This window comes from Shimia marina, assembly GCF_001458175.1.
Classification (GTDB): Bacteria; Pseudomonadota; Alphaproteobacteria; order Rhodobacterales; family Rhodobacteraceae; genus Shimia; species Shimia marina.
Genome location: NZ_CYPW01000027.1, coordinates 649,768 through 674,065, shown reverse-complemented (window position 1 = coordinate 674,065; position 24,298 = coordinate 649,768). Strand labels below are relative to the sequence as shown.

The 24,298-nt window shown below is 58.5% G+C and carries 18 protein-coding genes and 1 tRNA gene; 7 read left to right on the top strand and 12 right to left on the bottom strand.

Going from position 1 to position 24,298, the window contains the following annotated elements; genetic code table 11:
* Window positions 1–34: 34 nt before the first annotated feature.
* The 3 genes from SHM7688_RS15870 to SHM7688_RS15860 are packed head-to-tail and all read right to left on the bottom strand — an operon-like array spanning window position 35 to window position 2,483.
* Window positions 35–940, bottom strand: coding sequence for a pseudouridine-5'-phosphate glycosidase (locus SHM7688_RS15870; RefSeq protein ID WP_058240892.1), 906 nt, complete (start codon window positions 938–940; stop codon window positions 35–37).
* On the bottom strand, window positions 937–1,830 hold the full coding sequence (locus SHM7688_RS15865) for a PfkB family carbohydrate kinase (RefSeq protein ID WP_058240891.1): 894 nt from the start codon (window positions 1,828–1,830) through the stop codon (window positions 937–939). Before SHM7688_RS15865 ends, SHM7688_RS15870 begins: the two co-directional genes overlap by 4 nt.
* Window positions 1,831–1,859: 29 nt before the next feature.
* Window positions 1,860–2,483 carry a thiamine phosphate synthase gene (locus SHM7688_RS15860; protein ID WP_058240890.1) on the bottom strand — a complete coding sequence of 208 codons (624 nt, stop codon included), beginning with the start codon at window positions 2,481–2,483 and terminating at the stop codon, window positions 1,860–1,862.
* Between the two features lie 200 nt (window positions 2,484–2,683).
* Between SHM7688_RS15860 and SHM7688_RS15855 the strand changes: the two genes are divergently transcribed.
* From SHM7688_RS15855 to SHM7688_RS15845, 3 genes are all read left to right on the top strand, one after another.
* The gene (locus tag SHM7688_RS15855) at window positions 2,684–3,427 is read left to right on the top strand and encodes an RNA methyltransferase (RefSeq protein WP_058240889.1); all 744 of its coding nucleotides are present in this window, start codon (window positions 2,684–2,686) and stop codon (window positions 3,425–3,427) included.
* Window positions 3,428–3,544: 117 nt separating this feature from the next.
* A complete protein-coding gene (ctaA, locus tag SHM7688_RS15850; RefSeq protein ID WP_058240888.1) occupies window positions 3,545–4,696 on the top strand; it encodes a heme A synthase in 1,152 nt (383 codons plus the stop codon).
* A gap of 28 nt (window positions 4,697–4,724) precedes the next feature.
* On the top strand, window positions 4,725–6,200 hold the full coding sequence (locus SHM7688_RS15845) for a carboxypeptidase M32 (protein ID WP_058240887.1): 1,476 nt from the start codon (window positions 4,725–4,727) through the stop codon (window positions 6,198–6,200).
* A 135-nt stretch (window positions 6,201–6,335) separates the two neighbouring features.
* On the opposite strand, the gene SHM7688_RS15840 is transcribed toward SHM7688_RS15845, so the two are convergent.
* The 4 genes from SHM7688_RS15840 to SHM7688_RS15825 all read right to left on the bottom strand — a co-directional run bounded on the left by SHM7688_RS15840 (window position 6,336) and on the right by SHM7688_RS15825 (window position 12,024).
* Window positions 6,336–6,809 carry a hypothetical protein gene (locus tag SHM7688_RS15840; protein ID WP_058240886.1) on the bottom strand — a complete coding sequence of 158 codons (474 nt, stop codon included), beginning with the start codon at window positions 6,807–6,809 and terminating at the stop codon, window positions 6,336–6,338.
* Window positions 6,810–6,952: 143 nt separating this feature from the next.
* Window positions 6,953–7,837 (bottom strand): LysR family transcriptional regulator, encoded by an 885-nt coding sequence (locus SHM7688_RS15835; protein ID WP_058240885.1) that lies wholly within the window; start codon window positions 7,835–7,837, stop codon window positions 6,953–6,955.
* A 311-nt stretch (window positions 7,838–8,148) separates the two neighbouring features.
* Complete coding sequence (gene gyrA / locus SHM7688_RS15830; RefSeq protein WP_058240884.1) at window positions 8,149–10,881, bottom strand: DNA gyrase subunit A; 2,733 nt, start codon at window positions 10,879–10,881, stop codon at window positions 8,149–8,151.
* Between the two features lie 201 nt (window positions 10,882–11,082).
* Entirely contained in the window at window positions 11,083–12,024 is a 942-nt protein-coding gene (locus tag SHM7688_RS15825; protein WP_058240883.1) for a radical SAM protein, read from the bottom strand.
* Window positions 12,025–12,240: 216 nt separating this feature from the next.
* On the opposite strand from SHM7688_RS15825, the gene zwf reads away from it, so the two are divergent.
* The 3 genes from zwf to pgi are packed head-to-tail and all read left to right on the top strand — an operon-like array spanning window position 12,241 to window position 15,971.
* Window positions 12,241–13,695, top strand: coding sequence for a glucose-6-phosphate dehydrogenase (gene zwf, locus SHM7688_RS15820; protein WP_058240882.1), 1,455 nt, complete (start codon window positions 12,241–12,243; stop codon window positions 13,693–13,695).
* Window positions 13,692–14,363, top strand: coding sequence for a 6-phosphogluconolactonase (pgl, locus tag SHM7688_RS15815; protein WP_058240881.1), 672 nt, complete (start codon window positions 13,692–13,694; stop codon window positions 14,361–14,363). Before zwf ends, pgl begins: the two co-directional genes overlap by 4 nt.
* Before the next feature lie 6 nt (window positions 14,364–14,369).
* Entirely contained in the window at window positions 14,370–15,971 is a 1,602-nt protein-coding gene (pgi, locus tag SHM7688_RS15810; RefSeq protein ID WP_058240880.1) for a glucose-6-phosphate isomerase, read from the top strand.
* A 2-nt stretch (window positions 15,972–15,973) separates the two neighbouring features.
* On the opposite strand, the gene SHM7688_RS15805 is transcribed toward pgi, so the two are convergent.
* The 4 genes from SHM7688_RS15805 to SHM7688_RS15790 form a co-directional block, all read right to left on the bottom strand.
* On the bottom strand, window positions 15,974–16,687 hold the full coding sequence (locus tag SHM7688_RS15805) for an enoyl-CoA hydratase/isomerase family protein (protein ID WP_058240879.1): 714 nt from the start codon (window positions 16,685–16,687) through the stop codon (window positions 15,974–15,976).
* 128 nt (window positions 16,688–16,815) lie between these two features.
* Window positions 16,816–16,889, bottom strand: a tRNA-Gly gene (locus tag SHM7688_RS15800).
* Between the two features lie 98 nt (window positions 16,890–16,987).
* Entirely contained in the window at window positions 16,988–18,166 is a 1,179-nt protein-coding gene (locus SHM7688_RS15795) for a T6SS phospholipase effector Tle1-like catalytic domain-containing protein (protein WP_058240878.1), read from the bottom strand.
* A gap of 121 nt (window positions 18,167–18,287) precedes the next feature.
* Window positions 18,288–20,327, bottom strand: coding sequence for an ASKHA domain-containing protein (locus tag SHM7688_RS15790; protein WP_058240877.1), 2,040 nt, complete (start codon window positions 20,325–20,327; stop codon window positions 18,288–18,290).
* Between the two features lie 286 nt (window positions 20,328–20,613).
* Here SHM7688_RS15790 and guaB point away from each other — a divergent pair, with 286 nt between their 5' ends.
* Window positions 20,614–22,062 carry an IMP dehydrogenase gene (gene guaB, locus SHM7688_RS15785; protein ID WP_058240970.1) on the top strand — a complete coding sequence of 483 codons (1,449 nt, stop codon included), beginning with the start codon at window positions 20,614–20,616 and terminating at the stop codon, window positions 22,060–22,062.
* 84 nt (window positions 22,063–22,146) lie between these two features.
* Here the strand turns inward: guaB and SHM7688_RS15780 are convergent, their stop codons facing one another.
* Entirely contained in the window at window positions 22,147–23,970 is a 1,824-nt protein-coding gene (locus tag SHM7688_RS15780) for a methyl-accepting chemotaxis protein (RefSeq protein WP_233486621.1), read from the bottom strand.
* Between the last annotated feature and the right edge of the window lie 328 nt (window positions 23,971–24,298).

The following is a 24,298-nucleotide window of genomic DNA, read 5'->3' as shown; positions in this document are numbered from 1 at the left end:
AGGGCAGGATGGGCCTTGCCCAAACCGGCCCTGTTCAGGCTACAAGCGCGGCGGCGATGTCGGCGGCCAGACGCGCGTTGTTGCGCACAAGCGCGATATTGGCCACCAGCGAGCGGCCTTCGGTCAGCTCAAAGATGCGTTGCAGCAGGAAGGGGGTGACGCCTTTGCCCGTCACGCCTTGTTCTTCGGCTTCGCGGGTGGCCTGCGCAATCACCGGGGCCAGATCTTCGGCCGGGATTTCCTCAGAGGCTGGGATGGGGTTGGCAACCAGCTGGCCGCCGGGCAGGCCCATGGCGCCGCGCATTTTATGGGCGGCGGCGATTGCGGCGGCGTCATCCATACGCAGAGGCGCGGTGAGATCGGATTGCGCAGACCAGAAGGCCGGGAAGCTGTCCTGACCATATGCAATCACTGGCACACCATTGGTTTCCAGCACTTCCAGCGTTTTTGGCACATCCAGGATGGCTTTGGCGCCTGCGGCCACGACGGTGACGGGCGTGTGGCCCAGCTCGGTGAGGTCGGCGGAGATGTCAAAGCTCTCTTCTGCGCCTTTGTGCACGCCGCCGATGCCGCCGGTGGCAAAGATGGAAATGCCCGCAAGATGCGCGGCAATCATGGTGGCGGCGACGGTGGTGGCGCCGGTGCGACCCTGCGCCATGATCACGGCCATGTCGGCGCGGCTGACCTTGGCGACGCCTTTAGCCTGTGCGAGTGCTTCGAGTTGCGCGTCAGTCAGGCCGGCGTGCAATGTGCCGTTGATCACGGCCATCGTGGCCGGCACGGCGCCTTTTTCACGGATGTCGTTTTCGACCTGACGCGCCACTTCGAGGTTCTGCGGATAAGGCATGCCGTGGGTGATGATGGTGCTTTCCAGCGCCACGATGGGGGTGCCGTTTTTCTTGGCTTCTGCCACTTCGGGGGACAGGGTGATCAGGCTCATGTGGCGTGTTCTCCAGAGACGTATTTGGCGGCAGCGGTGAGAGCGCGTGCGAGCGCCTCTTCGCGGCTGCTGCCTTGAGATTCGGCCACGATATGTGCGGCCATGAAAGTGTCGCCTGCGCCGGTGACGCGGGTCACCATGACCGCAGGCGGTTGTTGGGTGATCACGCCGTCGGCCGTGCCATCAGAGGCGGCGTTGCCACCATCCGTGACCAGCGCACGGGCCGCGCCACGTTTGAGCAGGCCCTCGGCGGCGGCTTGGGAAGAGGAGAACTCGGTCTGGCACAGGGTGCCGGCCTCTTCGAGATTGACGTAAAGCACGGCGCGGGAATGGCGCAGGAAGGGCATGAGCCGTTCGGCTTTGCCCGGAGATGCCGGGGCCACGCGCAGGTCAGCCGCCGCAAACAGCGTGCTGCGCGCAATCTGATCCAGCAGGCGCTGGGTGAGGTTGCCATCCAGCGCAATCAGCCCGCCATAGGGGGCGGCCTCTGAGCCAAGCGTGCCGTTTTCCAGCGGGGCCAGAATTTTGTCGCCTGCGGCCTCAAGGGAATGGGCATCTGCGATGGCGGCAATCAGCCCGTTTTTGCCTTCTACGGCCATATAGGTGTCGGTGGGCAGATCGGCGGAGCGATAGACATAGTCCATGATCGCGCCCATTTCACGACAGGCGGTCATCAACTCATCGCCTTCTGCATCCTGACCAATGGCCGAAAGCGCGGCGGGACGCAGACCAAAGCGCGCCAGCGTCATGGCGATGTTCCAAGCCACACCGCCGGGCAGGCGGGTGATGCGGCCGGGCACATCAGAGCCCTGTCGCATGTGGCTGGGCGCGCGGCCAATGATGTCCCAGAGGACAGAGCCGATGCAGAGAATGTCGGGACGTGTGGTCATGGAGGCTCCTAGCGCGCAGGCGCGCGGGATCAGGCGGTGAAGGCGGCGTGCAGCTCTTTAAGCTTGGCCACGGGATCTTCGGCGCGCCAGATCTCTTCGCCAATACCAAAGAAATCCGTGAAGGGCGAGAGTTTGGCGATGATCTCAACGTCCAGCGCCCCTTCGGCCACAACCGGCACTTCAATCATCTGCGACCACCATTCAAAGAGGTCTTTTTCGGCCAGCGTACCATCGCCGAGCGCGGTGGCCCCGACGGGGCCGAAGCTGACGTAATCTGCGCCATGTTCACCGGCGGTCATGCCTTCGTGGGACGACGCCCCACAGAAAGCGCCGATGATGGCATCTGCGCCGAGTTCTTTGCGGGTTTTGCCCACCGAGCGCCCGGCATCGGTGAGATGCACCCCATCCAGACCAAGGCGTTCGGAGAGTTGCACATGTTCGTCAATCACAATGGCCACATCACGGGCATGGGCCACTTCGCGCAGGGCATCAGCGGCGCGTGACAGGCGATCTTCGTCGCGGGTGGCCAGCGCCATGCGCACGCAGGCGATATCCGCAGCATCCAGCACGGCAGCAAGTTGGTCGGGGAAACGGGAGAGTTCGATTTCTGGCGGGGTGATCAGATAGATCTGCGGCAGCTCTGTCTCGGACATACTCTGGTTCCTCGTGGTTTGATCGCGCCGCTATAGCGCGGTTTTTTTGGCTTGGCCATCGTGAGTTTCCGACTTTGCGGCGGGCTTTGCAAAAGAGATTTATGCCTCCGGCGGGGATATTTACAGTCAAATGAAGCCGGGGTGGCTTGTTTTGCAGGGGCGGCGGGGGTATCAGCGGGCGGATTTTTCAGGAGACAGCCATGACCACCGCGACACCGCAGCCCGCTTTTGTTCTTGTGCGCCCGCAGATGGGGGAAAACATCGGTGGTGCGGCGCGGGCGATGCTGAATTTTGGTCTTGATAAAATGCGGGTGGTGGATCCGCGCGATGGCTGGCCCAATGAACGCGCGGTGGCCATGGCCTCAGGCGCAGGAAGGGTGCTGGACGGTGCCTTTCTGACGCAGACCACGGCGGAAGCGCTGGAGGACTGTCACTATGTGTTTGCGACCACCGCGCGGGCGCGGGGGCTGACCAAACCTGTGGTGACGCCTGAGACGGCGATGAAACAGGCGGCGGAGCGCATTGCGCGCGGCGAAAAAGTGGCTGTGCTGTTTGGACCAGAGCGCGCCGGGCTTGAGAATGAGGACATTGCGCGGGCCAATGCCATTATCAATGTGCCGGTGAACCCGGAATATGCCTCGCTCAATCTGGCGCAATGTGTGTTGCTGACCGCCTATGAGTGGCGGCGTCAGTCTGCGGATATCGTGCATGAGCGCGTTGATATGACCAAAACCGACTGGGCCAATCACGCCGAGATGGAGGCGCTTGAGCGCCATTATGAAGAGCGGCTGGACGCGGCAGGCTTCTTCTTTCCGCCGGAGAAGGCAGAAGGCATGAAGATCAATCTGCGCAATATGTGGAGTCGTATGCCGATGACCCGTGCGGATGTGCAGATGCTGCATGGGGTGCTGCGACAGATGGTCCGCTGGAAGGAAAAGGGCTGATTTTCTGCCTGTCTTGCAAGGCACTGCAGGTCCGTAGCCCATATCAATTCGTACCCGAGAGTGGTTGAAGCTTCCGCGTGGCCAAATTAGGCTCACGCGCAAGAGCAGGAGTCAGCGATGAGCCAGAAACGCAGCATTTTTGAAGAGGTTGGCAGCGAGGGTCCAAAAGAGGCCCCCAAGGCTGTTGGCGTGATTGACAGCGGAGCCAAGGGCGCGCGGCGGGGCATTCGGCTCTGGCTGATGATCCTCTTTGTACTGGTGGTGCTGATGATCGCCGTGGGCGGGCTGACCCGGTTGACCGACAGCGGGCTTTCGATCACCGAATGGCGCCCTGTGACCGGGGCGGTGCCGCCGATGAGCGCGGCGGATTGGCAAAGCGAATTTGAGAAATACAAACAGATTGACCAATGGGCGATCGACAACAACTGGATGACGCTTGAAGATTTCAAGGTCATTTACTGGTGGGAATGGGGCCACCGTCAGCTGGGGCGTGTGATTGGTCTGGTTTGGGCGCTTGGCTTTCTTGGCTTTGCCGTGGCGCGGCAGATTCCAACCGGATGGACCGGGCGGCTTTTGCTGATTGGGGGGCTTGGGGGCCTTCAGGGCGCAATTGGCTGGTGGATGGTGGCCTCCGGGGTGACCTCCGGTGAAGGGGTCACGACCGTGGCGAGCTACCGTCTGGCGACGCATCTGGGGCTGGCCTTTCTGATCCTTGGTTTCATCACATGGTACATTTTGTTGCTGGGGCGCAGTGAACGGGATCTGATGCAGGCGCGGCGCGGCAAAGAGGCCAAGCAGTTCTCTCTGGCGACGGGGCTTTTGCATGCCACCTATGTTCAGATCCTGCTGGGTGCGCTTGTGGCGGGCATTGATGCGGGGCGGTCTTACAATGACTGGCCTTTGATGGCGGGGCAGGTCTTCCCTGCGGAGGCCTTTGATCTGGAGCCGCTGTGGCGCAATTTCTTTGAGAATGCCGGGCTTGTGCAGTTTGTGCACCGCAGCTGGGGCTATCTTTTGATGATCTTTGCCATTGTTGTGTGGCGGCGCGGGCAGGCTTCGGCGCATAAGGCCACCCGGTTTGCTTTCAATATGTCACTGGCGGCGGTGTTCCTGCAGATGGTGCTGGGCGTTGTCACGGTTCTGACGTTTGCCCATATGCATGTGGCCATCACCCATCAGATCATGGCGGTGATTGTTGTTGTGCTGATCCTGCGGGCGCGCTTTTTGAGCCATTATCCGATTGCCACGTCGCTGCGCGACGCAGCCTGAAACGACAATCCTGAAAGGGGAACAGAAGATGTCTGCATATGAGCAGTTGATGGCCTTTGAACACACCACTCAGGCGCTTGGCCAGGTGGCCGGGCGTCTTGGCTGGGATCAGGAAGCGATCATGCCGAAAGGCGCCGCCGGGCAGCGGGCCGAGGAAATGGCAGCGATGGAAAGCGTGCTGCATGCGCGCCGGATTGATCCCAAAGTGGGGGAGTGGCTGGCGGCGATTGACACAGCCCAGCTCGACGAGGTGGCCAAAGCCCATGTGCGCCACATTGCTAAAACCTATGCGCGCACATCGAAAGTTCCGGCGGATCTGGCGGCGGAAATTGCCAAGGTGACGAGCCGGTCGCAAGGGATCTGGGCGCAGGCGCGCAGTGACGAGGATGTGGCCGGTTTCCTGCCGACATTGCAGGAGGTGGTGAACCTCAAGCGTCAGGAAGGGCAGGCGCTTGCGGCAGGTGGTGACGTTTATGATGCCATGGTGGATGACTATGAGCCGGAAATGACGGCGGCTGAGATCGCGGCCATGTTTGATGCCATGCGCCCGCGTCTGGTGGCGCTACGTGCAGCAGTGCTGGCCGCCGAGGCCCCACAAAAGCTGAGCGGGCATTATCCGGCGGACAAGCAGATGGCGCTGACGGCCAAGCTGGCGGCCTCTTTTGGCTATAATTTTGACCATGGGCGGATTGATTGCGTGACCCATCCGTTCTGTTCGGGCTCCGGTCAGGATGTGCGGATCACAACGCGGACAAGTGAAAATGACCCGTTCAACTGTTTTTACTCCACGATCCATGAGGTCGGGCATGCGGCCTATGAGCAGGGCATTGATGATGCCTATCTGTTGACCCCGCTGGGGCGGGGTGTCTCCATGGGGGTGCATGAGAGCCAGAGCCGGATTTATGAGAACCAGCTTGGGCGTGGCCGTGCCTATACGGGCTGGCTGTTTGAGCAGATGAAAGCGGAATTTGGCGATTTTGGCATTGAGAGTGCTGAGGCGTTTTATGGCACGGTGAACCGGGTCAATGATGGCTATATCCGCACCGAGGCGGATGAGGTGCAATATAACCTGCATATCATGCTGCGATTTGATCTTGAGCGCGCCCTGATGCTTGGGGATCTGGCGGTAAATGATCTGGAGGCGGCCTGGAACGATCGCTTCAAGGCTGATTTTGGCTATGCGGTGGATCGGCCTTCCCATGGCGTTTTGCAGGATGTGCATTGGTCGGTGGGGCTGTTTGGCTATTTCCCAACCTATTCTCTGGGCAATGTCTACGCGGGCTGTCTGAATGAAGCGTTGCGGGCGGCGGTGCCGGGATTGGACGCGCAATTGGCGCAGGGCGATACTTCGGCCGCGACGGGCTGGTTGCGGGAGAACCTTCAGCGCCACGGTGGCCTGCGTGAGCCAGCGGCGACCATTGAGCATGCCACGGGTAAGGCCCCAAGTGGCGCGCCGCTGCTGGATTATCTGGAAGCGAAATTTGGCGAGATCTACGGGCTCTGAGTGTTTGTTGCAGAGTGTGAGTTCAGGGGAGGGCGCTTTGGCGTCCTCTTTTTGTTTGGGGCATGTGCCGTGTTGATCTGAAAAAAATGGGCGCGCCCAGTTGCAGATGGAACGCGCCCAGTTGGCTAGGTAACTTTAGTTGAGCGGCCTAGAAAGAGGGTGAAGGCGCTGAGGACGGACAACTGGGCTTGGGGGCGAGAACCGGGTGTGGGGTATTTTGATACAAAGTCCACCGCTCCCTAAAAGCACCACTGGGGTTGTTGCTGCTATGAAGATCCAGAAACGTATCGCAAGAAAGTCGGGTATTACCGCGCCGTCCTGGACGTAGAGCGACGTCAACGACACGACTGCCATGACCGACCAGAGCGCAATGAGACGGGGCGCAAACCCCAGACCGAGCGAAACAGCGGCCAAAATCATTTGCGCAGTAACGACATGCTTCATCCACTCAGCGCTCATGACTCTGTCAAGCGCGCCAATAACGGATTGTCCTGGAACGTCGAACCAGTAATAAATTACCTGTTCCGCGAGCAATACGACGATGACTATTCTGCAAAACAGAAGAGCAATATTCCTGGCAATCTGCGTGGGGATGGGCTGATCATTCATAATTGCCTCAAATTCAACTAGTTACACTTCGATACAATTTTTTTTGATTTTTATGAATCAATCTTTTCCTTCCAGCGCGCATGTTGCAATCGCAAATTGTGCAGCCATGAAATTGCATTTTTGTCGGTTGCTTAGGGTATTCCCTACTCTGGGTCGGGAAAGGTTGCCTTGCAGGCAGCGCCCTCCTTTTTGAAGGTCGCACGGATCCAATCAGTGACAGCGCGGATCGTTGGATCGGACTTTCGACTTTCGTGAAAACAGAGAAACAGCGGCACTTTCTTGACCATCGTCGGGTTGACGCGCAGGAGTTTGGCCGCATGTTCACGGGCCACCACCCTGGGCAGGACGGTGGAGCTGCCGCTGCTGAACATCATGCGGCTGGCATCGGCAAAGGTGTCAAGATGGTGGGTGGCCGGGCAGCCGAAAATGGTTTCACCGATGTCATCGACATGGAAGGCGTCTTCGGCTTCCCTCCCGGCAATCCAATGCGCGTGCTGTTCAGGCCGGGTGTCTTTGGGGGCGAAGGCTTCCAGTGTCATCTGACCGATGGCCTGTGTCATCAGGCGGCCCTGTTCGGGTTGCACTGATGTGATGATCAGGTCGTTTTGACCCAGTCCGCTGGCGGCTGCGCTGCGGTGCAGGGTGACATTCAGCTCTGGAGCGGATGCGGCCAGGTTTTCAAAATTAGGTAAAAGAATGCCTGTGACGATACATGCGGGGGCCTCGACGCTGATCCGACCGGAGGGGGTGCTGGATCGCTCCTGTAATGTGCTGAGCGCGTGTTCCAGTTGATGATGGAACTGTGCGACCAGCTCCAAAAATTGAGTAAGATCCGGGTTGGGGCGCCATCCATCGACATGTTTGCTGTAAACAGGCAGGCCGAGCGTTGCGGTGAGCCGGGTCATGCGACGCGAGACAGTGGCCGGATCGATTCCAAGCGTTTTGGCGGCCGCGGAGAGGCTTTTGGTGTCAATGACCGCTGAAAGGACACGCAGGTCATCCCAATTCAGGTCGTGTGCGTTCATCATGAAAAAGATACCATTTAAAAAATAATTGCGTGAGTGGTGCTGTGTCGAAGGTCACATATTTTGGTTGGTGCCAAACGCCTTTCAAGCTACCCGAAATTGAGCAGCATAACGAAAAACGGTCTTTGTCCTAGCGATGAAAGTGCTCGGTTTTGAGGGATTGCTGTTTCGTTAATACTGTCAACAATTCACACTTTCCTATGCCTTACATAGGAGTTCATTATGCGTTTTTAAGTCAAATTGTTTTTTAAAGCCGTGCCAGATCGGCGAAAAACAGGGGGATTTCTCCCCCTGTTTGTGCGCTTTACGAAACGTCAGCTCTCGGCTGTGTCGTCTTCATCCTGCTCGGCAATCCAAGCAACGGAGACCACTTCTTCGTTCTTGCCGGTGTTGAACACCCGCACGCCGCCCGCATTGCGGGAGCGGAAAGAGATGCCATCCACAGGCACGCGGATCGACTGTCCGGTGGAGGTGGCCAGCATGATCTGATCGCCCAGTTCGACCGGGAAGGAGGCCACCAGCGCACCACCGCGCATGGCTTTGTCCATGGCGGCGACACCCTGACCACCGCGTCCACGGACCGGATAGTCATGGCTGGAGCTGAGTTTGCCTGCGCCGCCTTTGGTGATCGTGAGGATCAGGTTTTCGGCGGCCGACATTTCGGCGTAGCGCTCTTGCGAGAGCTCTCCTGCTGGGGCGTCTTCGTCATCGCCACCGTCGTCAGTCAGGCCAGCAACCGCGCGGCGCATCTTGAGATAGGCGGCGCGCTCTTCGCTTTCGGCACGGAAGTGGCGGATGATGGACATCGAAACCACCTCATCATCGCCGTTGAGCTTGATGCCGCGCACACCGGTGGAGGCGCGGGAGTTGAACACGCGCACTTCGGTGGTGGGGAAGCGGATCGCCCGGCCAGAGTTGGTGACCAGCATCACATCGTCCTCTTCGGTACAGATGCGGGCGTTGATCAGCTTGGTGTCGGCGTGGTCATCCTCAAACTTCATGGCGATCTTGCCATTGGCTTTCACATTGGTGAAATCAGACAGGCGGTTGCGGCGCACCGTGCCCGCAGAAGTCGCAAACATGATTTGCAGATCGTCCCATTCGTCCTCGGGGCGGTCCACCGGCATGATGGCCGCGACAGAAACGCCCTGTGGAATTGGCAGGATGTTCACGATGGCCTTGCCTTTGGCGGTGCGCCCACCCAGCGGCAGGCGCCAGGTCTTGAGCTTATAGGCCATGCCATCGGTGGTGAAGAACAAGAGTTGCGTATGGGTGTTGGCCACAAAGAGGGTGGTGACCACATCCTCTTCTTTGGTCTGCATGCCCGAGATGCCCTTGCCGCCGCGTTTCTGGGCGCGGAAGTCGGCCAGCGGGGTGCGTTTGATGTAGCCACCGGAAGTGACCGTCACGACCATGTCTTCACGCTCGATCAGGTCTTCGTCGTCCATATCGCCAGACCAGTCGACGATTTCGGTGCGGCGTTCTACGGCGAAATTGTCACGCACTTCGCGCAGCTCATCGCTGATGATACCCATGATGCGCTCACGCGAGCCGAGGATTTCAAGGTATTCCTTGATCTTGGCGGCGAGTTCTTCGAGCTCGTCAGTGACCTCTTTCACACCAATCTGTGTGAGGCGCTGCAGGCGCAGCTCCAGAATGGCACGGGCCTGTGTTTCGGACAGGTTGTAGGTGCCGTCCTCGTTCATGGTGTGGGTTGGATCGTCGATCAGGCGGATGTAGCCCGCGATTTCAGCAGCCGGCCAGCGGCGCGTCATCAGCTTTTGACGGGCTTCTGCTGCATCTGCGGAACTGCGGATGGTTGCCACAACTTCATCAACGTTGGTCACGGCCACAGCCAGACCGCAGAGGATGTGGCTGCGTTCACGCGCTTTGCGCAACAGATAGGCGGTGCGGCGCGCAACCACATCTTCGCGGAAGTCGATGAAAGAGGTCAGGAAGCGGCGCAGAGTGAGCTGCTCGGGGCGACCGCCGTTCAGGGCCAGCATGTTGCAGCCAAAGTGCGTTTGCATTGGGGTGAAGCGGAAGAGCTGATTGAGCACGACTTCGGCGGTGGCGTCGCGTTTCAGCTCCACAACCACGCGCACGCCGTCCCGATCGGATTCATCCTGCACATGGGCGATGCCCTCGATGCGCTTATCCCGCGCGGCCTCGGCGATCTTTTCGATCATCGAGGATTTGTTCACCTGATAGGGAATTTCGTCGATGACGATGGCATAGCGGTCTTTGCGGATTTCCTCGACGCGGGTTTTGGAACGGATCACAACGCTGCCGCGGCCTTCAAGATAGGCTTTACGCGCGCCAGACCGGCCCAGAAGGATGCCGCCGGTTGGGAAATCAGGACCGGGCACATAGTCTATGAGCTGCTCAGAGGTCAGATCGGGCTCGTCAATCAGCGCCAGCGTGGCGTCAATCACTTCGCCCAGATTGTGCGGCGGAATGTTGGTGGCCATACCAACGGCAATACCGCCTGCGCCGTTGACAAGCATGTTGGGGAAGCGCGCCGGGAGCACGGTTGGCTCCTGGTCTTTGCCATCATAGTTGTCTTGGAAATCAACGGTTTCTTTGTCGATATCGGCCAGCAGTGCAGCCGCAGGTTTGTCCATGCGCACTTCGGTGTAACGCATGGCCGCCGGGTTGTCGCCGTCCATGGAGCCGAAGTTGCCCTGACCATCCAGAAGCGGCAGTGACATGGAGAAATCCTGTGCCATGCGCACAAGCGCGTCATAGATCGCGCCATCACCGTGGGGGTGATATTTACCCATCACATCGCCAACCGGACGGGCCGATTTGCGGTAGGCTTTCTCATGGGTGTTGCCGGTTTCATGCATCGCATAAAGAATGCGGCGGTGCACCGGTTTGAGCCCATCGCGCAGGTCCGGAATGGCGCGGCTGACGATCACGCTCATGGCGTAGTCGAGATAGCTGGCGCGCATTTCTTCCTCGATGGTCACAGAAGGACCGTCGTGGATCATCCGCTCATGGGTTTTTTCTTCATCGTTTTCAGGGGTTTTCGGCGTGTCGCTCAAGTCCCGATCTCGCTTCTTATTGGCGGTCAATATGTTGTTAGAACGCTTATATCAGAGGCGACATGTGGGGTGCAATGGGCCTGTCGGGCTTTGTGACATATTCCGGATACCATGCCCGTACCGCCGCCGGTGTGGGCGTCATGATGGGCATGAGGTTACCCCCCCCCCGCTCTTGGGGGGCTGGGTCGTGTTTACGTGCGCTCAGGCGGAGCAGCTCGCGCCGCCCAGAACGCAGAATTTTGCGCAATGCGGGTGATTGAGAAGCACCGGTTTTTCCGCATCCTTGAGCGTCGGGCCGAGATCAAACTCTTCCACATAGGGCAGGAGGGTGCAGGCCACGACGGAGGCATGATCAGAGCCTTTGCGGCGCACCACCATGCGGGAGCTGGCGCACATGATGTCATTGGGGGATTTGTTTAGGATGCCCCAACATTCGGTTGTGATTTCGGGCACTTCCACGGTTTCGTCCATTTCGGGAAACAGCATGGTCTGGCCGGGGTTATGCGCATCAATGGGGAAGTTGTGGGTCTCAAACAGGGCGGCGTAGCCTGCGCGGGAGTCCGCATCGGTTTCGCCCCAGAGGGTGCGGCCGGCGACTTTCATCTGAAAGCCTTCATCGCGCAGCCACTGCATGCCTTCCAGCATTTTGGCAAAAGACCCTTCGCCACGTTCGGCATTATGGTTGTCAGGATTCCAATGATCGATGGAAATGCGGAAGGTGAGTTTGTCACGGTAGGTTTCACGCAGCTCTAGCAGGCCCTGTTGAACGCGTTTGCGCATAAGCGGCTGCATCGCGTTGGTGAGGATCAGCACCTCATAGCCGCGATCCAGAGCGCGGCGGGCGATTTCAATCATTTCCGGATTCATGAACGGTTCGCCGCCGGTGAAGGCAATTTCGCCCACATTCCAATTCCGCTCATCAAGCTGATCAAGGTAGTCGCTGACCTCATCGGCGGTGATATAGAGCAGGGCATCATTGGTTGGTGATGACAGAATATAGCAGTTTTCACATTGAATGTTGCAAAGGGTGCCAGTGTTGAACCAAAGCGTTTGCGGATCACTGAGCTTTACATGGGCCCGTGTGTCGCCTTTTGCCGTGACAAAAGGATTTTCAAACTTGCCGAGATTTGCGTGATCTTTCATGAGACTGCCGATTTTTGGGTACCTCAGCGGTCATACCGAAAGTTTACCGCCATGGCCAAGGTTTGTGTTTATCTTCTGACACAGTTGTGATGCATGGTTGCGATGATATGGTTGCGGTGTTAGGGCTTCGGTAGCGCTAACGGAATACTGATGGCATCCGGCGCGATACGGAGAGCTTAGGCAGCACAGGGCTTAGAGGGCAAAGGGCTTATACGGATGGTGTCTCGTATTATTCCGGTGGAAACATTTGATCTGGTGATTTTTGGCGGCACGGGTGATCTGGCACGGCGCAAGATTCTGCCAGCTTTGTTCAAACGGTTCTGTTCTGGGCAGGTGCCTGATGGCAGTAAATTGATCGGCGCGGCGCGCTCTGATCTTACGACTCAAGCTTACCGCGCATTGGTGGCAGAGGCCCTGCTGGAGTTTGTTGGCGACATCGCCTCTGATGCGGAGACGGTGCGCGCCTTTTGTGAGCATGTGCATTATGTGTCTGTTGATGCGCGTGGAGAGACAGGCTGGTCCGCGCTGGCGGCGGAATTGTCACCGGAGACGGTGCGCGCGTTCTATTTTTCCGTCGGGCCAGGGGTCTATTCAGACCTGGCGCGGGGGCTTGAACGTCATGGTCTTGTGGGGCCTGAGACGCGGATAGTGGTGGAGAAACCCTTTGGTCATGATCTGGAGACGGCGCAGGCGCTGAACCGGGAATTGGCGCAGCATTTTGACGAGAGCCAGATTTACCGCATTGACCACTATCTGGGCAAGGAGACGGTGCAGAACCTGATGGCGGTGCGCTTTGGCAATATGCTTTTTGAGCCGCTGTGGAATGCGCAATACATTGATCACATTCAGATCACCGTGGCCGAAACCGTGGGGGTGGCCGGGCGCGGAGATTATTATGAAAAGTCCGGCGCCATGCGGGATATGGTGCAAAATCATCTGATGCAGCTTTTGTGCCTGATTGCCATGGAGCCGCCCGCGCAGTTTGAGCCCGATGCAGTGCGCGATGAAAAGCTCAAGGTTATTCGCGCGCTGGATGCGGTGCAGCCCCATCACATTGTGCGTGGTCAATATACGGCAGCGGATGGCGCGGCGGCCTATCGCGAGGACGTCGACAATCCACGTTCCAAGACAGAAAGCTTCGTGGCGCTGAAGTGTCAGGTCAACAACTGGCGTTGGGCGGGCACGCCGTTTTATCTGCGCACCGGCAAGCGGCTGCGGGCGCGCGACAGTGAAATCACGGTGGTGTTCAAAGACACGCCGCATTCGATTTTTGGCCCCGAAGCCGGACGGCATCGCAATGAGCTTAATATTCAGTTGCAACCCAATGAGGGCATCACACTGAACGTGACCATCAAGGAGCCGGGCCCCGGCGGCATGCGGCTTGTGGATGTGCCGCTGGATATGAGCTTTGCCGAAGCGCTGGGGCCAAAGGTTCAGGGCTCTTCTGATGCCTATGAGCGGCTGATCATGGATGTGATCCGGGGCAATCAGACGCTGTTTATGCGCGATGATGAGGTCGAAGCAGCCTGGGCCTGGACGGATCCGATCATCCATGGCTGGGAAGCGCGCGGGGATGTGCCCAAACCCTATGATGCCTTTGCCCATGGGCCGGATGATGCGGATCTGATGATGCGCAGGGAAGGGCGTGAATGGAGAGGATTGGACAAATGAATTTCAACACCTACCCGGATGCAGAAATGATGGCCATTGATGTGGCCAATGTGATTGCCGACGATCTGGCAGAGGCGCTGCATCAGAAAGACCGGGTGGTGCTGGCGGTGCCCGGTGGCACCACGCCGGGGCCGATCTTTGATGTTCTGAGCGCAGTGGATCTGGACTGGGACCGGGTGGATGTGGTGCTGACCGATGAGCGCTGGGTGCCGGAAGATCATGACCGCTCCAATTCTGCGTTGGTGAAGGCGCGGTTGTTGACCAATCGGGCGGTGGCGGCGCGGTATCTGCCGCTTTATGCGCCTGCACAGGCGCCAGAAGCTGTGCTTGCCGAGCTTGAGAGCGTGATTGCCGGGGCTTTGCCTTTGGATGTGGCGCTGCTTGGCATGGGGGCAGATATGCATACGGCCTCGCTGTTTCCGGGATCCGATGGCTTGGAAGATGCTTTGGCTGCGGATGCGCCGATCTTGATACCGGTGCGTCGCCATGATTTGCCAGATATTCGTATTACCCTCTCTGCACGTGTGTTAGACGGGGCCATGCGAAAGCATATTTTGATTAAGGGTGCGGACAAGCGCGAGGCGCTGAACGCCGCACAAAATTTGAAAGCGACAGAAGCGCCTGTTAAGGCGGTGTGTTCTGGCGCAGACGTGCATTGGACGGAGTAACGAGGGATGTGGACCACCTTGGATGGGATGCGCGCCGCAGCGCAATCGCGCAAGATTGCCGATTTGTTTGCGCAGGATGCAGAGCGGGCCACAGGGTTTGCCATCACCGCAGAGGGGCTGCGGTTTGATTACAGTAAGACATCCATGGATGCGGCAGGGCGCACAGCCCTGATTGCGCAGGCAGAGGCTGCCGGGCTTGCTCAGAAGCGCGCGGCGATGTTTGCCGGTGAGAAGATCAATGAGACCGAAGGGCGTGCGGTGCTGCATACGGCGCTGCGCAATCTGGGCGAGACGCCGGTGCTGGTGGAGGGGCAGGATGTTCTGCCTGAGATCCGCGAAACCCGTGCGCGCATGGCGCGGTTTGCCACTTCTGTACGTGATGGCAGCTATCCGGGCGATGGGCGGCGCATCACCGATGTGGTCAATATTGGCATTGGCGGATCAGATCTTGGCCCCCTGATGGCGGTGCTGGCGCTGGCCCCTTATCACGACGGACCCAAGTGCCATTTCATTTCCAATGTGGATGGCGCGGATGCGACCGATACGTTGGAGGGGCTGGATCCGCACACCACTTTGGTGATTGTCGCCTCCAAGACCTTCACCACGCAGGAAACCATGATGAATGCGCGCACGGCGCTGGCCTGGGCTGGGGGGGCTGCGGCGTTGGACCGGTTTGTGGCGATCTCTACGGCTGAGGCGCGCTGTGCGGAGTTTGGCATTCCGGCGGAGCGGGTCTTTGGCTTTGAGGACTGGGTGGGGGGACGTTATTCTGTCTGGGGGCCCATTGGCCTGTCGCTGATGTTGGCGATTGGGCCGACAGCCTTTGAGGGCTTTCTGGAAGGCGGGCAGGCGATGGACCTGCATTTTCAGAGCGCCGATTTTGCCGAAAACCTGCCAGTGATGCTGGCGCTGGTCGGGATCTGGAACCAGCAGGTTTGTGGCCATGGCACGCGGGCGGTTCTGCCTTATGAACAAAGGCTGACGCGGCTTCCGGCCTATTTGCAGCAGCTGGAAATGGAGAGCAACGGCAAGGGCGTGGCGATGGATGGCCGCCCGCTTGATCGTGTCGCGGGGCCTGTGGTTTGGGGCGAGCCGGGCACCAATGGGCAACATGCGTTTTATCAGTTGATCCATCAGGGACAGCAGGTTGTGCCCTGTGAGTTCCTTGTGGGGGCGGAGGGCCATGAACCGGCCCTTGGGGAGCATCACCGCGCGCTGGTGGCAAATTGTCTGGCGCAGTCTGAGGCGCTTTTGAAGGGGCGCAGCGAGGCGGAGGCGCGGGCGCAACTGGCAGCCAAGGGGCTGTCAGGGGATGCTTTGGACCAATTGGCAAAGCACCGGGTTTTCAGTGGCAACCGTCCCTCCACGACATTGGTTTACCCAAGGCTGACGCCTTTTGTTCTGGGACAGCTTGTGGCGCTTTATGAGCATCGGGTGTTTGTCGAAGGGGTGATTTATGGCATCAACTCCTTTGACCAATGGGGGGTGGAACTGGGCAAGGAACTGGCCGGAGGACTGCTTGAGGCTGTGGCCAGTGGGCAGGCGCCAGAAGCGGCCTCTGAATCCACAAAGGCGCTTCTGACGTATATTCGCAGCTTTCAGAGCTGAGGTCAGACCGTCAGCTTGAGTTCGGCAATGAGCGGCGCGTCATCGCGGGCCATGGTGTCCAGAATGTCTTTGTACATCCGGCGTTTGTGTTCGCCAAAAATGCCACGCCCTTTGGAGAAAGTGGCGGCGAAAGCCAGCGCAGCCTCCAAGGTGGCCTCGGCATCGGCGGCCGCTGTGAGGACGTGATCTGCTTCCAGCTCGGTTGCGGTTGCGCGACGCCCGGTGAGTTTCAGCTCATTGAAGCGGTATTCTGGAATGGCCTTGCGCACATAGGCAATCATGGAGGGCAGGAAGGGAATATTGATGTCCACTTCAGGGAAGCAGAAATAGCCGCGATCGGCGCGCATGAAGCGGAAATCACAGGCACAGGCCAGCATGGCGCCATTGCCAAAGGCATGTCCGGTGATGGCGGCGATCACCGGCATTGGAAAGGTGAGCAGCCGAGCAAAGACTTCGTTCATGTCATTCATGAAGCCGCGCATATCATCGAGATTGCCCGCCTGTTTGGCGGCCATCAACCAGTTGAGATCCACGCCCTGCGACCAGTTCTTCTCATCACTTGAGGTGATCACCACGGAGCGGATGGATTTGTCCTCTTCGGCTTGTTGCAGGGCCGCGAGCATGGCCTGAGCAAAGGCGGGGTTCTGGCGGTTTTCGCCATTGTTCAGGGTCAGCAGGGCAGTTTTGCCGCGGGTTTCATAGGTGACGATTGACATGGAAGGCTCATTGATTAGGCAATTTGCCTGAAACTTTACCTTCACGTCAGCTATGCGGCAAACATGACCTTACGCAACATCGCGCTGCGCGCCGCGTCGCTTTGGAAATCCGGTATTTGTGGAGGAGGTGGAGCGGGTAGAGGGAATCGAACCCTCACCTTAAGCTTGGGAAGCTCGCATGATACCATTTCACCATACCCGCGCTCTGGGCCGAAGAGCTACTTTTAACCAGAGGGAAGGTCAAGTGGGTCTCTGGGGAATATTTTAGGTACCAATTAAAGGGCGTGCGTTTTGTTGAGATCACGGCAAGTTGGGCGGATCATAGGGGGTGGCTGGGTCGGATTGGCGTTCCGCCACAGTGGGATGGATGTGTGAGCCCGGCGCAATGTAGCGCGGCTGGGCGAGAGGGAGATAATATCCAAGCCAGTCTTTTTGATCGGGATACCGGCTACGGCTGGCACGACGGGGAAAGATCTCCAGAAGGGGCCAGAATTTATGCAATTTCATCTGGCTGTGAAGCGGCGCTTTGGCATCGGGAGGCGAGATTGCGAGCCCCATGCGTTTGGTGACCTCATCCTCTCTGCCCAGCACATAGCGATTGTAGAAAATATCTCGGAACACAAGAGCGCTGTCACTGTCGAGCGCGTCCAACTCCTCGCGCATCCATTGCATGGTGATTTTGGCCAATCCAGCCTCTGTTTCGGGGACTGAGCCAGCCACATCTGTGTGGGTGCCGGCAAACCAGACCTGTTTGACATCTTGATCTGGTGGATCTGATTTCTTTTTGAAGCGGTTGCCATAGTATTTTTGTCCGGGTTTCCAGAACTGATGTCGAAAGAAGCGGCGGGTTTCGTCGATGGCGAGTACATGGCGCACCGCCTTGACGCTGGGATTTTCATCGACGCTCGAATGGCTGCCAAATTCGATCAGGCTGCCCCATCGCAGGCGGATGCGGATCATGGAGCTGACCGTATCCCAGAGGCCAAGAAAGCGGATGGAAGGGTGGCGCATATGAAAGAACTGTTCGGAGATACGCAATGTCGCATAGTCTTTTGAGGTGCTGTCTGTGTGCAGTTTGCGCCAGGCTTTGAAGACCGGACCGACCAGATGCAGCTCATGCGGGGCAACCAGCCCAAAATCATTGATAAAACCTGCCAACACACGCGCGGTATAAGCCCCGCGGGAATAGCCAAAGAAATAAAGCTGATCGCCGTCTTGGTAATTCTCACAGAGAAAAGCATAGGCATGCAGGACATTCTGATGCAGGCCAAGGCCTGCGGCCAGCCCTAAAAGCAGTTTGATTTTTGAAAAATAGCCGCGCGCGAAAGGTCTGGTGGAGAGTGTGCCAACACCGGGCTCGTAGTAGACCAGTTGCTGATTGTCATGTTTGAGGCATTTATAAATACGGAGAATGTTGCTTTCGTTTTTCTCGACTTCGTTGCCCGTGCCGTCCAGACAGATGATCAGTTTGCGCGCCATTCAGTCCACTCCCTCAAGCGCCGCAATCCTAGGGCTGAAGGGGGTGCGGGACAATTCTGGAATGAGATACCTTGCTATCCCCGCGGCCATTAGGCTTGCCGCAGGGATGTAGGTGCCTGTGTTAGCCCCGGCGGCGTCTGCGGCGGCCGCCAGATGCACCTTCGCCGCCGCCGGTGTTGAAGCTGACCTCTGGCAGGGTCACCACCTCGCGCAGGATCGGGAAGGGATCTGCGGAGTTGGGCAGGGCAGAGGCGTTGACAAAATGCTCCTGAAAGCGGGGCTCTACGGCGGTTTCGATTTTCTCAATTTTGCGCACAAGCGTTTCGATGCTGTTGCGGGCGTCTTTGTTGAGCAGGGCGATGCGTGCGCCGGTCCCGGCCGCGTTGCCGGCGGATGTGACTTTTTCCAGCGGACAATCGGGGATCATGCCCAACACCATGGCGTGTTTGGCGGAGATATGTGCGCCAAAGGCCCCGGCCAGCACCACACGATCCACCTCTGTCACACCGCGCTTGTCCATCAGCAGGCGCGCGCCGGAATACAGCGCGGCCTTGGCCATCTGAATAGCGCGGATGTCGCCGTTGGTCACGGTGATGGGCTTCTGGTCGGCGTCGCCCTCCCAGAGGGTGTAGGAATTGGTGCGTCCATCAAGGAAGCAGCGGGCGGAGCCGGTCTGTTCCGCGGAGCCGATCAGGCCAGAAGCATCCACGATGCCTGCGATGCGCATCTCGGCGATCACTTCGATGATGCCGGAGCCGCAGATACCGGTGATGCCGGTGTCTGCAACGGCAGTGGCAAAGCCCTCTTCATCAGACCAGAGCTCACAGCCGATGACGCGGAAGCGGGGCTCTTTGGTGGCGGGATCAATTTCCACGCGCTCAATGGCACCGGGGGCGGCGCGTTGGCCCGCGCTGATCTGGGCCCCTTCAAAGGCCGGACCAGTGGGCGAAGAACAGGCCAGAACGCCGTTTTTGTCGCCGAGCAGGATCTCGGCATTGGTGCCCACATCCACCACAAGCGCGAGGTCTTCGGATTTGTCCGGTGCCTCGGAGAGCGCAACGCCTGCGGCATCCGCCCCCACGTGACCTGCGATACAAGGCAGCAGATAGGCGCGGGTGCCCGGCGCAATGGTGAGGCCCAGTTCAGACGCTGCAAGCGAGAGCGCATCGGAAGTGGCCAGCGCAAAGGGGGCCTGACCCAGTTCAAACGGATCAATGCCAAGGAACAGGTGGTGCATGACCGGGTTCATCACAAAAACTGCATCAAGGATATGCGCGGGGTCGACCTCGGCGTCTTTTGCGATGTCGATCACAAGTTGGTTGAGACCTTCGCGCACGGCCTCTGTCATTTCCAGATCGCCGCCTTTGTTCATCATGGCATAGCTGACGCGGCTCATGAGGTCTTCGCCAAAGCGGATCTGAGGGTTCATGAGGCCCGAAGAGGCGACCACTTCGCCTGTGGCAAGATTGCAGAGGTGGCCGGCAATGGTGGTGGAGCCCAGGTCAACGGCGAGGCCATAAAGCGGGCCTTCAAAATAGCCCGGCCAAAGCGCGATGATGCGCGGGGTCTGTGCCTTGTGATCCTGATGCAGCGCGGCGGTGACTTTCCATCCGCCTTTGCGCAAAATCGGCTGCAATGGGCGCAGCAGGTGAGTGTCTATCTCTATCTCTGCAAATCCCGTGCTGGCCTTGAGCGCAGTGATGAGCCGCTCAAGATCACCAGAGGGTTTGTGCATGTCGGGTTCTTCCACCTCGACATAGGCCAGCTGAACGGTGCTGTTGAGGGTGATGTCGCGGACCTCGGCACGTTTGCGCACCACCTGTTTGTGCACCTGGCTTTCGGCGGGCACATCGATGACCACATCGCCCTGCACGGTGGCCTGACAGCCAAGGCGACGGCCCTTGGTGAGGCCACGTTTGTCATCATAGCGCTGTTCCACCGCGTTCCAGTCGGAGAGCGCGTCTTCGGAGACGGTGACGCCATGTTTGGGGAATTCACCATAAGACGGCGTGATCTGACATTTGGAGCAGATGCCACGCCCGCCACAGACCGAGTCCAGATCGACGCCAAGCTGGCGCGCGGCGGTCAGAATAGGGGTGCCAACCGGGAAATTTCCACGTTTTCCGGAAGGGGTGAAGATCACAAGTGGGTCACTGCTCATCAGTCTGCCTCGGGTCTGTTCGCTTGGTGCTCAACATAGCTGTCTGTCTGGGGAGTTAAAGCCAAAGAGCGGCATGGATTAACACAGGGGCGGCATGAAGGAGATTTTGCCGCAGGGGGTGCGCAGCCATAGCTCCGCCTGTTGCGGTGGGTTTTGCCCCGTCTGGCTGTGCATTTTGCGAAGTTTTTGCCCCTGCGCTTCGCCGGGGGCGGATTAGGGGTTTTCCGCAGGTCAAGGCCGTGCGATAGGGACGTGCCAAATGATGACCCGCAACTGGAGATGTGCGATGGAGATTCGTGAGGCCCTCACTTTTGATGATGTTCTACTGGTGCCGGCGGCGTCGTCGGTGTTGCCGGCAACTGCGGATACGCGCACCAAGGTCACAAAGTCCATTGATCTCAACATTCCGCTGCTGAGTTCGGCGATGGATACGGTGACCGAAAGCCGGATGGCGATTGCCATGGCACAGGCCGGTGGCATGGGCGTGATTCACAAGAACCTGACTGCGGATGAGCAGGCACGCGAAGTGCGTCGCGTGAAACGCTTTGAGAGCGGGATTGTTTATAACCCGGTCACGCTGACCCCCAATCAGACGCTGGCAGATGCCAAAGCGTTGATCGAGCGCTATCGCTTTACCGGTTTCCCGGTGGTGGATGAGCAAGGGCGCGTGGTGGGCATCGTGACCAACCGCGACATGCGTTTTGCCCAGAGTGACGACACGCCTGTTCATGCGATGATGACCACCCATGATCTTGCGATGCTGGCGGAGCCTGCGGATCTGGAAGAAGCCAAGAGCCTGATGCGCGCGCGGCGCATTGAAAAGCTTCTGGTGCATGATGGGCAGGGCAAGCTGACCGGCCTGTTGACGTTGAAAGACACCGAGCAGGCGGTGTTGAACCCGACGGCCTGTAAAGATGATCTGGGACGTTTGCGCGTTGCTGCCGCGTCTTCGGTGGGGGACAGCGGATTTGCGCGTTCCGAGATGCTGATTGATGCGGGTGTGGACATCGTGGTGGTGGACACGGCGCATGGGCACTCCGCAGGCGTGATTGAGGCGGTGAAGCGGATCAAAGCGCAGAGCAATGCTGTGCAGGTGATTGCGGGCAACGTTGCCACCGGTGAGGCCACACGTGCTTTGATTGATGCGGGTGCGGATGCGGTGAAAGTTGGCATCGGGCCGGGCTCGATCTGTACCACACGCATGGTGGCCGGTGTGGGTGTGCCCCAGCTGACCGCGATTGATGACTGTGCGACCGCCGCCGGTGATGTGCCGGTGATTGCGGATGGCGGCATCAAATTCTCCGGCGACTTTGCCAAAGCGATTGCGGCCGGTGCGAGCTGTGCCATGGTTGGCTCGATGATTGCGGGCACCGATGAAAGCCCCGGTGAGGTGATCCTTTATCAGGGCCGGTCGTTCAAATCTTATCGCGGTATGGGCAGCCTTGGCGCGATGGCGCGTGGTTCGGCGGATCGGTATTTCCAGAAAGACGCGGCTAGCGATAAGCTGGTGCCGGAAGGGATCGAGGGGCAGGTGCCTTACAAAGGCCCAGCTGGCACTGTGGTGCACCAACTGGTGGGTGGTCTGCGTGCGGCGATGGGCTACACCGGCAATGCCACGGTTGAAGAGATGCGCAAGAACAGCAAATTTGTGAAAATCACCGGGGCGGGGCTCAAAGAGAGCCATGTGCATGACGTGCAGATCACGCGTGAAGCGCCAAATTATCGTATTGGCTGAATACTTGGCACCTTTGGCGGTGCCGCAGAACGGTAAAAAAGGGCTGGCCCATGTGGGGCAGCCCTTTTGCTTTGCATGTCGCGCTTAGAAGTCTGTCCAAAGCTCCTCTGCAGCATTGCCGTCAGTGACAATTGGCACAGATTTTTGCACCGCTGGTTGTTTTGGCGCAGGTTGTGCCTTTTGTTTGGTGCTGCTGTCCTTTGCCTTGTCCTCATGCCAGTCCTGCTCGGAAACCTCAGGGGCGGTGGCGTTGGTTGGCTTGGCGGCTGTGCGTTTGTCCAGAGTGAAGTGATTGACCAGATCCGTCATGCTGGTGGCATCCGATTTCAGCAGGTGGGTGGCGGCGGTGGCCTCTTCGACCATGGCGGCGTTTTTCTGGGTCACCTGATCAAGCTGAGTCACGCCGGAGTTGATCTCTCCGAGGCCAAGGGACTGTTCAGCGGCTCCCTCGGCAATGTCAGAGACCATCTGAGAGATATGCACCACGCGGTCGACGATTTTGGTCAGCGCTGTGCCGGTCTGCCCCACAAGCACAACCCCACGTTCAACGTGTTTTGAGGAATCGCTGATCAGGGTTTTGATCTCATTGGCGGCCTCAGACGAGCTTTGTGCGAGTTTGCGCACTTCAGAGGCCACAACCGCAAAGCCACGGCCGGCATCGCCCGCGCGGGCGGCTTCAACGCCTGCGTTCAGGGCCAGAAGGTTGGTTTGGAAGGCGATGTCATCAATCACGGAGATAATCTGTGAAATATGAGAAGAGCTGTTCTCAATCTCGGTCATGGCATCAACAGCGTTGCGCACCACTTCGCCGCTTTCTTCAGCCTCCTGTTTGGCCTCCTTCATGGTGGTTTCCACAGTGCGCGCGCCGTCGGCCGCGGCTTTCACCGAAGTGGTCAGATCATCTAGTGCTGCAGCGGTTTCCTCCAGTGTTGCAGCCTGGCCTTCCGTGCGTTGGGACAGCTCATCGGAGGCATGGCTGATCTCTGTTGCGCCGCTGTTGATTGACTTTGCAGCATCCACAACGTCGCTGAGGGTTTCGCTGAGGTTGGTCAACAGGTCGTTGAAGTCCGTGCGCAATTTTTCGTAGGCGGTTGGGAAGGTTGTGTCGATTTTGGCGGTCAGATCGCCCTTGGACAGGGTCGAGAGATGTTCAGAGAGCGTTTGTACAACTGTGTTCTGCTCGGCCGCAGCAGCTTTTTGATGTTCCTCCAGCTCCTTTTGGCGAACGAGTGCATCTTTGAAGACATCCAAAGTGCGGGCCATTTCGCCCAGCTCATTCTTAGACTCTGTGAATGGAATGTCAGAGGCGGTATCCCCTTTGGCCAGATTATCCATGCGTGTGCGCAGTGCGCCCATCGGTCCTGTGACGCTGCGCGTGATGAAAAAGGCCGAAGTTGCGAGTACCACAAGAATGCCTGCAAGAATTACCAGCGCTTTGTTGCGAATTTTCGCCATCTCCGCTTCGATGTCGGACAGGTATGCACCAGTACCAATAATCCAGCCCCAGGGCTCATAGAGATAGGCAAAGCCCACTTTAGCCTCTTGAATATCGCTGTCTGGCTTCTGGAAATGATACACGACGGTGCCACTGCCGTTTTCGACGGCGACTTTTTTCATTTCCTCAAAGATTTTGACGCCATTCACATCCTCCAGCGCCTGCTGGCTTTTGCCGATCCACTGTGGCCGATGCGGATGCGCGCGCATTGTGAAGTCGAGATCAAACGCATACATGTATCCCGATTGGCCGTAAGAAAGGGCCTCCAGTTGGTCGCGGGCCATTTCTTGTGCAGTGTCTAACGAGTATTTGCCTTCCTGCACCCCGGCCTCCAGATTGACCAGCAGCGATGTTGCAGCCTCGGTCAGTTCCAGCAGACCTTTGTTGTACATATTCTCTGCAGTGTTGCGCATGTGGTTCTGCATCAGAACAGTAAGAGTGATGGATAACGCCAGCGCCACGACAGCAAGTGCCGTGATACGGGCAGATATTTTAGTCAGGAAGGCAGGCATAACGAAGGTATCTCTTGATTAATATCGGATCGGACCTGCATCCTTCCGGGCACACACTTAAAGAAACCTTATGGTTGGCGCTTTTCCCTACGGCAGATACGTATTTTTTCGTGTGGTGGCGGGGGAGGCAGGTTGTTTTTGAAAGCTTCTGCTGTATTTGCCTGTTTTTTGTGCGCTGCGGTCTCGCTTGCGGAGGCGTGGCAAGGTGCGGTAGGTGCGGCTGGTGCAC